Origin of the sequence: Cryobacterium sp. (genome assembly GCF_026786305.1) — a bacterium.
Lineage (GTDB): Bacteria > Actinomycetota > Actinomycetes > Actinomycetales > Microbacteriaceae > Cryobacterium.
Genome location: NZ_JAJAYI010000088.1, coordinates 1 through 10198 on the forward strand (window position 1 = coordinate 1; position 10198 = coordinate 10198).

The following is a 10198-nucleotide window of genomic DNA, read 5'->3' on the forward strand; positions in this document are numbered from 1 at the left end:
GGTACAACCGGCGACGGCCCCACTCCCACAACGGAGGATTACAGCTGGCCGCCGCTCTCGCCGCTTACCAAGACCGCCGCCAACTGGCTGCGGCATAGAAGAAAAACACATCGAACTGTCTCAAAAACTTGACGAGCGCAAGGACTTGCGTGCGCACCCGGTGCTGCTGACGCTGGGACTATCTTTGGGAATATCGCCACAGTTGCAGGCGTAGTCACCCTTGTCGGGTCACCCTTTGTGGCTACTGGAGTGGGAGGCGTAATAGTTGGTGTGGCAGGAGCTATATCCTTTGCAACTGCAGCCCCTGCCTTCCTGATCTCCAATCTTTGCTAAGCACGAAATACAAAAATGAGCCGCAAGAACGCTTTTTCCTTCTACATCGTTGTCGGACTAATTTCCGCCGTTGTGGGCGTACCGCGAGCGATTGCAGTGGCAGGTGGAGAAGATCCTGGACCGGTGAATTTAGCGTTCATCGTTCTTTCCTTGCTGGTCGTCGTTAGCTGCGCACTTATGGCAATCAGGAACCGCCCGAGCACATGGACCCACGAGTGACCAATAACCGCGACTGATGCCGTGGGTAAAACTCTCTTGGGGTCAGATCACGGAACGGAATAAAAACCACGCTACGAGTCTGATGGCGGCCGCAGCCGAGTGCTCCGGAGTGGCTGGAATTACGGCCTTCCGTGGGCGGGGATCCACCGGTACATCGTGGCAATGGAGACGCCCAGGTCACGCGCAACGTCGGGTGGTGTCATACCTGCTTCGAGAAGCTTTATTGCTGATGCGATCTTGCTTTCGGTCATGATGCGTTTCCGGCCGGGGAGGTGGCCTTTTTCGCGGGCGGCGGCGAGACCTGCTTGGGTTCGTTCGATGGTGAGTTCTTGTTCCATTTGCGCGAGCGACGCCATGATGTTGAAGAAGAACCGGCCGGCCGGGGTGGTGGTGTCGATTTGGTCAGTCAGCGAGCGGAAGCCAACACCGTCTTGGTGGAGTTGTTCGGTGAAGTCGATGAGGTTCTTCACGGTGCGGCCGAGTCGGTCAAGTTTCCAGACGACGAGAGTGTCGCCGGCGCGGAGCTGTTCGAGCGCCTTCGTCAAGCCTGGTCGATCGGTCTTGGTGCCGCTGATGGTGTCTGTCGGCGGCCGTGACAAACTGGGCGTTTTCTAGCGAACGTCGCAACACTCGATCAAATGCGGGCTATTTCTTTGAGCCTATCGAAGTGCCGTCCGGACGGTTCCCAGCTGCGTGATTCCCGTGGCCGTGTGTTGATCTTCGCGGCGACTTCCGCCAGACGTTCTGGACTGTGGAGGTTCAAATTGGTTCCCTTGGGAAAGTACTGGCGAATCAACCCGTTGGTGTTTTCGTTAGAGCCGCGCTGCCACGGCGAATGCGCGTCACAGAAGTAGACAGGGATGGTTGTGTCGTCCTGAAACTGTTGATATTCGGCCATCTCCGAGCCCTGATCCCAGGTCAGTGATTTGCGCAGGTGCGGCGGCAGTGCCGACATGGCGTTGCCCACGTGTGTGCGAACACTGACGGCATCGTGCTTGCCGTTCAAATGCACGAGCATGAGGAAACCGGTGGTGCGTTCCACGAGTGTGGCGATGGCCGAGCGGTTGAACGCCCCACACACGAGGTCGCCTTCCCAATGACCGGGTACAAGCCGATCATCAACCTCAGCGGGACGTTGATCCAAGAGCGGCCCCGAGAAACGGGAGCGCCGCGCGGAGCCTGTTCGGCGTGGCAACCGTCCACGGCGACCCGTGCGCAGATGTGCTGTCATCCCGCGCGCGATCCCGCTGGTGTGCGGCGAGTAGAGGGCTTGGTAGATGCTTTCGTGCACGAGGTGCATCTCCGGTTGGCCGGGAAAGTCGATGCGCAACTGGTGACAGATCTGTCTCGGGCTCCACTGCTCCTTCAGCAACGTTTCAATCGCTGTGCGTAGCGGCGCACTCCCGGCGATCTTGCTCTGTCTCGGGCGTTTTCGTGAGACAGCAGCGCGAATTTCGGCTGCGTGAGGCGCGTACCGCCCCGACCTCGGAGCGCTATTACGTCGTATCTCCCGGCTAATCGTGGAGGGACTGCGTCCAAGACCAGCCGCGATCTGGCGCAGCGTCGTGCCGGCGTGCACCCCATCAGCGATCTGAATCCGCTCGGCTTCAGAGAGGTACCGCGGGGAAATGATGGACGGGGCGATCATGGATATCGGCGGATAGGTTTTCGTGCGCCCGTGCCCGTGCCCGTGCCCCTGCTTCACGGTTCGCCCAAACCGCCACCGCATGCCCGTACGCCGGTTAATCTTCAACTGCAGACACGCTTCGGCGTTCGTGATTCCTTGACTCATCAACCGAGCATATTCAACGCGCGTCTCTGCCATAGGGAGCGCGCCGGCACCCTTCTTGCGGCTTCGTGAACTGTCATCCATCGCTGTCTCCAAACTCCAGCGTTGCAACGACGGCTAGAAAACGCCCCTCGGCGCCCACGTCATCACTGCGCTCGTGCAACAATACGGCTGGAAGATCGGCGTCGTCGCCCAGTCCCACGCGGTCGTGGAGAACCTGCTGCGCGACGTCGTCTTGGCCGGGCTGGAGCCCGACCTCGTTGGAAAAGTTCCCAAAACCGGCGCCGACTCTGCTCGAGCTACCTTCACCGCGCTGCCGAAGGACGGCCAGCTGATCTCCGGCCTCGACCACGCCGCCACCGTTTTCGTTACCGGCGGTACCGCCTGGGATTTCAGAAATTTGGTGCGCACCCCGAGCCGATCGACCAGTCTGCGCTCAACTGGGTCGTGGCCGGGCTCGACGTGCTGTCGGCTGACCTCGGCTATTTTCTGAGCGAGAGCCCGCGCAGGCATCCGGCGGTCACCGCTCCCGTTTCCCGCCTGTCGTACGCCGGCCTGCTGCGCGTCAACCCGATTGCCGCAACCCGGCTGCTGGCCGGAATCGAACCCGGACTGCACGCCATCCCGGTCGAGCACGTCGGCAATGCGATCGTCTCGCCCGAAGAAGCGCATGCCGTCGCGTCACTGATCCGCGATGTCCTCGGCCGCCGGTGGACCGACCCGACCACCGACCGGGTGAACGACCCTCTAACCGAGGCGGATGTCATCGGCGTGACCCCGGACGACGCCCAGCGGCTTCTGGTGCGGGACGGCCTGGCCGTCGCCGGATACCCTGGCAATCACGTGGGAACGGTCGACAAATTCCAGGGCCAGGAAGCGGCAGTCGCTATCGTCATGCTGGCGGCGTCATCGGCCGATGACGCGCCGCGCGGCATGGTGTTTCTCATCATGAAGAATCGACTCAACGTTGCCATCTCTCGGGCAAAATGGACAGCCTACTTGGTCTATGCACCCGCGCTCACCGAATACCTGCCCCCGACGCCAGCCGGCGTCGCTGAACTCAGCGCGTTTATCAGCCTGGTCGAGCCAGAACCCTGAACCGACCTAAACGCGCGGGGGCAGATCCTTGATGATGTTCGTGATGCGAATCGTCGAGCAGCGCCGCCCGGCGTCGTCGGTGACCACAATCTCGTGGGTGGTGAGCGTACGGCCGAGGTGAATCGGAGTGCAGACACCGGTCACGTACCCGGAGGTCGCTGAACGGTTGTGCGAGGCGTTGATCTCAATGCCCACAGCGAGCTTTCCCGGTCCGGCGTGCAGGTTCGCGGCCATCGAGCCGAGCGACTCGCCGAGAACGACATAGGCGCCGCCGTGCATGAGCATGGCCGGCTGGGTGTTGCCGGCCACCGGCATCCGTGCCACGGCCCGGTCAATCGTGAATTCGATGAACTCCAGCCCCATCTTGTCGGCCAGGTCTCCTCCGCCGCGTTGCTGAACCCAGGCGAGTGCGTCGTCAGTTGTATTGAACATGGTCACCTTTGGTCGAGGAAGCCCACGCCGGAAGACACTTGTAGGCTGGGGGAGTGTTGGACTCCGAAAAGCCTACCCTGATGATCATCGACGGCCATTCCCTGGCATTCCGGGCGTTCTTCGCCCTGCCCGTGGACAGCTTCCAGACCCACGCAGGGCAGCATACGAACGCCATCCATGGCTTTCTGTCCATGCTGCTCAGCCTGCTGCGCAACGAGAAACCGACCCACCTCGCGGTCGCATTCGACATTTCCCGGGCCTCCTTTCGTACCCGGGAATACCCCGAGTACAAGGGTACGCGCACTGCGACTCCGCCCGAGTTTCTCGGCCAGATTCCGCTGCTGCAGGAAGCCCTCGCCGCGATGAATATCACGACCATCACCAAGGAAGACTTCGAGGCCGACGATATTCTCGCGACCCTCTCGGTCGAGGGCACCGAGGCCGGTTACAACGTGCTCGTCGTCTCCGGCGACCGTGATGCCATTCAGCTGGTCAACGAGACGGTCACCCTGCTCTACCCCTCCAGCCAGGGTGTGTCCGCCCTCACCCGCTACGACCCGGCGCGGGTGCGCGAACGCTACGGCATCGATCCCGAACAGTACCCCGACGTTGCAGCCCTCGTCGGCGAAACCAGCGACAACCTCATCGGTATCAGCAAGGTCGGCGAGAAAACCGCCGTCAAATGGCTCGGCTTGTACGGCAGCCTCGACGGCATCCTCGAACACGCTGACGAGATCAAGGGCGTCGTCGGCAACAATCTGCGTGAGCAGAAAGAGAACGCGATTCGTAACCGCCGCCTCAACCGTCTCGTCACCGACGTCGACCTGCCCATCGCGGTCGCCGCGCTGGAACGGGGTGCCATGAACACCGACGCCGTGCGCGACATCTTCACCCGCCTCGAATTCAAAACCCTGCTGGACCGGGTGCTCAAGCTGGCCGGCGAAGATCCTGCAGCCGCAGCAGCCGCAGCATCCGCTGTCGCCACCGCTGTTACCGACGAAGAATCGGCCGTGCGGGCCCCCGTCGCGCAGGACTTGCTCGACGAAGAACTGCAGTCGTGGCTCGATCGTGCGATCGCGGGCAATCCAGCCGGACTCGGCCTCACCGTTGAGGTGCAGGACGGCAAGGCCATCGGCTTCGGTCTGGCCAGTCCGACCGAGACGATCAACCTACCCTGGCAGCCGGACCGCAACGACTACGCCCCACTCGAAGCCTGGCTCGCCAGCGGGACCCCGAAAATCATGAACGACGCCAAACACCAGGTGAAGGCGCTGCGTCGCAGTGGTCTGCCCTTTGCGGGCCTCGCCTTCGACACGCTGGTCGGTGCCTGGCTCATTCGCCCTGGCGGCCCAGACAAGACCCTGGCCGACCTCGTGTCGCGCTACCTCGACGAAACCCTGCCACTGGCCGACCCGAACCAGCTCGTGCCCGATGAGACCCAGCAGGCTGGCGCCCCCGCGCAGGCCTGGTACACCCTGCGCGCGTTCGCCGTCATCGAAACCACCCTCGACCCCGGTTCGCTCAAACTCCTGATCGACATCGAGCTACCAACTCTGCTCGCCCTGGCCAATATGGAACTGGCCGGCGTCAGCGTCTCGCACGAGCAACTCGCCGAGCTGTCTGCCGAACTCGGTGCCAGCACGGCGAGCCTCGCTGCCGCCGCCTACGCCGAGATCGGCCGCGAGGTGAACCTCGGCTCACCCAAGCAACTGCAAGACGTGCTGTTCGATCAGCTCGAGATGCCCAAGACTCGAGCCAACAAGACCGGTTTTTCAACGGATGCCGGCGCTCTGGCCGACCTGCAGGCCAGCAATCCGCATCCGTTTCTCGATCTGTTGCTCAAGCATCGCGACGCTACCAAGCTTCGCCAGATCGTTGAAACCCTCGACAAAGCAATCGACACGACGGGCCGCATCCACACGACGTACGTGCAGATCGGCACGACGACCGGGCGCATCTCCTCGAACGACCCCAACCTGCAAAATATCCCCGTTCGCACGGAGGAGGGCCGCCGTATTCGCGCAGCCTTTCAAGCCGGTGCGGGTAGCGAAAGCCTACTCACGGCCGACTACTCCCAGATCGAGATGCGCATCATGGCGCACCTGTCAGAGGACGCTGGATTGATCGAAGCCTTCAACGCCGGCGAAGACCTGCACCGCTTCGTCGGTTCGCGCATCTTCGGGGTTGACCCGTCCGACGTCACATCCGAAATGCGCAGCAAGGTCAAGGCCATGAGCTACGGCCTCGCCTACGGCCTCAGCGCCTTTGGGCTATCGCGGCAGCTGCGCATCGACACCAAAGAGGCCAAGCAACTCATGGCCGACTACTTTGAGCGGTTCGGCGCGGTTCGCGACTACCTGCGGAATGTCGTCGAGCAGGCCAAGGTCGACGGCTATACCGAAACCATTTTCGGTCGGCGCCGCCCGTTCCCCGACTTGGGCAGCCCTAAACGGGTGCTGCGCGACAACGCCGAACGAGCGGCCCTCAACGCGCCGATCCAAGGTTCGGCAGCCGACATCATGAAGATCGCCATGAACGGTATCGCCGCCGATATGACGGATGCGTCGATGGACTCCCGTATGCTGCTGCAGGTGCACGACGAATTGATCTTCGACGTCGCTCCAGGGGAGTGGGATGCCCTGCGTCACGTTGTCACCCACAACATGGAATCCGCCGCAGACCTGCTCGTTCCGCTCGAGGTGCAGGTTGGTCGCGGACCCAACTGGGACGCCGCTGCACACTGATCACGAGCCGTTGATCTCAGGCGGTTGACCGTCCGGTTACCCCAATTGGGGTGTTCACTTCGCGCGGTCATGTTCTAGGCTCAGTGGATGACAAATGACATCCAGCGCACTCCGACGGCCATCGACCAGATCGCTGAAGAGTGGGTGGACACCCTCGTCGATCTCGACCCGACGGTGGGTACGTACATCGGCCGCACCGAGGGCGATGGCCGCTTCGGCGATTACTCCCCGGCCGGCCACGAACGCTTCGTCGACGAGGCGAAGAAGACGATTGTGCGGCTCGATGCCGCTCGCCCGGTCGACAGCGTCGACGAAGTCACGCAGACCGACCTTCGCAGCGAATTGTCGCTCACTGTCGAAAGTTCCGACGCTGAGCTGCAGTTGCGGGACCTCAACGTCATCGCCTCACCGGCACAGGAGATTCGCGAAATCTTCGACCTCATGCCCACCAAAACGGTCGACGACTGGGCCAACATCTCGTCGCGCTTGGGCAACCTGCCCGCCGCCATCGACGGGTACATCCAGACTCTCCGCCTCGGCATCGAACGCGGAGTGACGCCGGCGCGCCGACAGGTGCGCGAGGTGCTTGCCCAGGCGCAGCGCCATGCGGCCAACGACGGATTTTTCGCTGAGTTCGCTGCCAACGCTGCCTTGGATGAGGGCACCCTGCCGGCTTCCCTGGCCAAGGATCTCGGCGTCGGCGCCGGCCGTTCGGCAACCGCCTACGACAAGCTCGCGACCTTTTTCAGCGCCGAACTCGAGGGTCAGGCGACCCACGAGGACGCCATCGGCCGCGATTTGTATACCCTCGCCTCTCGACGATTTCTGGGCGCCACCATCGATCTCGACGAAACCTACGACTGGGGCATCGAAGAACTGGCCCGTATGACCCGGGAACAAGAGAAGGTCGCCGACCAAATCAAGCCTGGCGCGAGCGTCCTCGAAGCCATCGCTTACCTCGACACCGACCCGAGCCGCAAACTGAACGGCACCCAGGCACTGCAGGAGTGGATGCAGAAGACCAGTGACAAGGCCGTAGCCGATCTGGCCGGAACCCAATTCGACATCCCCGACGAGATCAAGACCATCGAATGCATGATCGCTCCCACCCAGGAGGGCGGCATCTACTACACCGGCCCGACCGACGACTTCTCCCGGCCGGGCCGAATGTGGTGGTCCGTGCCGGTCGGCGTCACCGAATTCGACACATGGCGCGAGCTCACCACGGTTTACCACGAGGGTGTTCCCGGTCATCACCTGCAGATCGGACAAGCCGTCTACAACCGGGCCAAGCTCAACACCTGGCGTCGTCAGCTCGCCGGCACCTCCGGACACGCGGAGGGCTGGGCACTCTACGCCGAACGCCTGATGGAACAACTGGGCTACCTCGACGACCCGGCTGACCGCCTCGGCATGCTCGATGGGCAGCGGATGCGGGCGGCTCGCGTTGTTCTTGATATCGGCGTTCACCTCGGCAAGACCCTGCCCGATGGTTCTGGCCCGTGGACTGCGGACTACGCCTTCGAATTTCTTGGCCAAAACGTCAATATGAATGAGAGCTTTGTCAAGTTCGAGGTGAACCGCTATCTCGGTTGGCCGGGCCAGGCTCCGTCTTACAAGGTCGGCCAACGTATCTGGGAGCAGCTCCGCGATGCCGCCCAGAAACGCCAGGGCGCAGCCTTCTCGATCAAGGAGTTTCACCGCACCGCCCTCGACCTGGGCGGTGTGGGTCTCGACACGCTGCGGTCGGCCCTGCTGAAGTAGGGCATCCGTGTGGGCCAGAACGCAGGCAACTCGGTCAAGTTGCCTGCGGGGGAGTCTGATAGCTAGGATAGAGAGTCACATTTGTGGCACCCTATCCGCTGCCATGCGCGCAGCGTCCCACGGTCTTCCTGGACCGCGGGGCATCTAAAACACCTGAACGTCTTTTCGCGTATGGCCCGACTATGTCCATCCTGGAGCAATTACTATATGACAATCGCAACGACCGTACGGGCACCCAAGCAGGTCGCCATTAACGATATTGGATCTGCTGAAGACTTTCTTGCCGCGGTCGAAAAGACTCTGAAATTCTTCAACGACGGAGACCTCATCGAGGGCACCGTCGTGAAGATCGACCGCGACGAGGTCCTCCTCGACGTTGGGTACAAGACCGAGGGCGTCATTCCCTCCCGCGAACTCTCCATCAAGCACGACGTTGACCCCTCTGAGGTCGTCAAGGTCGGCGACCTGGTCGAGGCCCTCGTTCTTCAGAAAGAAGACAAAGAAGGCCGCCTCATCCTTTCCAAGAAGCGCGCTCAGTACGAGCGTGCTTGGGGCGACGTTGAGAAGATCAAGGAGTCCGACGGTGTCGTCACCGGTTCGGTGATCGAGGTCGTCAAGGGTGGACTCATCGTCGACATCGGCCTGCGTGGCTTCCTGCCGGCATCGCTCATCGAGCTTCGTCGCGTTCGCGACCTGACCCCGTACCTGGGCCAGGAAATTGAAGCGAAGATCCTCGAGCTCGACAAGAACCGCAACAACGTTGTGCTGTCGCGTCGTGCCCTGCTCGAGCAGACTCAGAGCGAAAGCCGCACGACGTTCCTGAACAACCTTCAGAAGGGACAGGTTCGTAAGGGCGTCGTCTCCTCGATCGTCAACTTCGGTGCGTTCGTCGACCTCGGCGGCGTCGATGGTCTCGTCCACGTTTCCGAGCTCAGCTGGAAGCACATTGAGCACGCCAGCGAGGTCGTTGAAGTTGGTCAGGAAGTCACCGTCGAGATCCTCGAAGTTGACCTCGAACGCGAGCGTGTCTCGCTGTCCCTCAAGGCCACCCAAGAGGACCCATGGCAGGTCTTCGCCCGCACCCACGCCATTGGTCAGGTTGCACCGGGTAAGGTTACCAAGCTCGTTCCGTTTGGTGCCTTCGTTCGCGTTGCCGAGGGCATCGAGGGCCTCGTACACATCAGCGAGCTCTCCGGCAAGCACGTCGAGCTCGCCGAGCAGGTTGTCTCGGTCGGCGACGAGGTCTTCGTCAAGGTCATCGATATCGACCTCGAGCGTCGCCGCATCTCGCTGAGCCTCAAGCAGGCCAACGACGGCGTCGATCCCGACGGCACCGAGTTCGACCCGGCGCTCTACGGAATGCTCACCGAGTACGACGACAAGGGCCAGTACAAGTACCCCGAAGGCTTCGACTCCGAGACCAACGAGTGGCGCGAAGGCTTTGACGAGCAGCGAGAAAAGTGGGAGCAGGACTACGCTGCGGCCCAGGCTCGCTGGGAAGCGCACAAGAAGCAGGTTTCGACCGCGAACGACGAGATCGCTGCCCCCAGCGACGTCGCACCGGCCGGATCGGCCTTCTCGATCGAGTCGGCTGGCGCCGGCACGCTCGCCGACGATGAAGCACTCGCGGCCCTCCGCGAGAAGCTCTCCGGCGGCAACTAGCACCGAAGTACCACAGCAGTAGCACGCCCCTGTCGGGCACTGCACAAAACGGCCCCCCTAAGGCGGATTGGGGCCCGGTGTGTGATTGGGGGGGGGGGGGTATACACCCGGGAGGCGAGGGGAAACCCCCGGGCGCGAGACGGTGTGGTATAAAAAA

The 10198-nt window shown here is 62.3% G+C and carries 8 protein-coding genes; 5 read left to right on the top strand and 3 right to left on the bottom strand.

The window, feature by feature from the left end:
• Nucleotides 1-671 precede the first annotated feature (671 nt).
• Nucleotides 672-1151 carry a recombinase family protein gene (locus LH475_RS11285; RefSeq protein ID WP_196845673.1) on the bottom strand — a complete coding sequence of 160 codons (480 nt, stop codon included), beginning with the start codon at nt 1149-1151 and terminating at the stop codon, nt 672-674.
• Nucleotides 1152-1186: 35 nt separating this feature from the next.
• Nucleotides 1187-2425, bottom strand: a complete 1239-nt coding sequence (locus LH475_RS11290) for an IS30 family transposase (RefSeq protein ID WP_196845688.1) — start codon at nt 2423-2425, stop codon at nt 1187-1189.
• Between the two features lie 73 nt (nt 2426-2498).
• On the opposite strand from LH475_RS11290, the gene LH475_RS11295 reads away from it, so the two are divergent.
• The gene (locus tag LH475_RS11295; RefSeq protein WP_297414090.1) at nt 2499-2834 is read left to right on the top strand and encodes a hypothetical protein; all 336 of its coding nucleotides are present in this window, start codon (nt 2499-2501) and stop codon (nt 2832-2834) included.
• Nucleotides 2789-3439 (top strand): AAA domain-containing protein, encoded by a 651-nt coding sequence (locus LH475_RS11300; RefSeq protein ID WP_297414092.1) that lies wholly within the window; start codon nt 2789-2791, stop codon nt 3437-3439. The genes LH475_RS11295 and LH475_RS11300 overlap by 46 nt, the downstream gene beginning before the upstream one ends.
• A gap of 6 nt (nt 3440-3445) precedes the next feature.
• Here LH475_RS11300 and LH475_RS11305 read toward each other — a convergent pair whose 3' ends face one another.
• Nucleotides 3446-3871, bottom strand: a complete 426-nt coding sequence (locus LH475_RS11305; RefSeq protein WP_196845637.1) for a hotdog fold thioesterase — start codon at nt 3869-3871, stop codon at nt 3446-3448.
• Between the two features lie 53 nt (nt 3872-3924).
• Between LH475_RS11305 and polA the strand changes: the two genes are divergently transcribed.
• The 3 genes from polA to rpsA all read left to right on the top strand — a co-directional run bounded on the left by polA (nt 3925) and on the right by rpsA (nt 10041).
• Nucleotides 3925-6615, top strand: a complete 2691-nt coding sequence (gene polA / locus LH475_RS11310) for a DNA polymerase I (RefSeq protein ID WP_196845638.1) — start codon at nt 3925-3927, stop codon at nt 6613-6615.
• A gap of 87 nt (nt 6616-6702) precedes the next feature.
• A complete protein-coding gene (locus LH475_RS11315; protein WP_196845639.1) occupies nt 6703-8379 on the top strand; it encodes a DUF885 domain-containing protein in 1677 nt (558 codons plus the stop codon).
• A 207-nt stretch (nt 8380-8586) separates the two neighbouring features.
• On the top strand, nt 8587-10041 hold the full coding sequence (gene rpsA / locus LH475_RS11320; RefSeq protein ID WP_196845640.1) for a 30S ribosomal protein S1: 1455 nt from the start codon (nt 8587-8589) through the stop codon (nt 10039-10041).
• Nucleotides 10042-10198 lie beyond the last annotated feature (157 nt).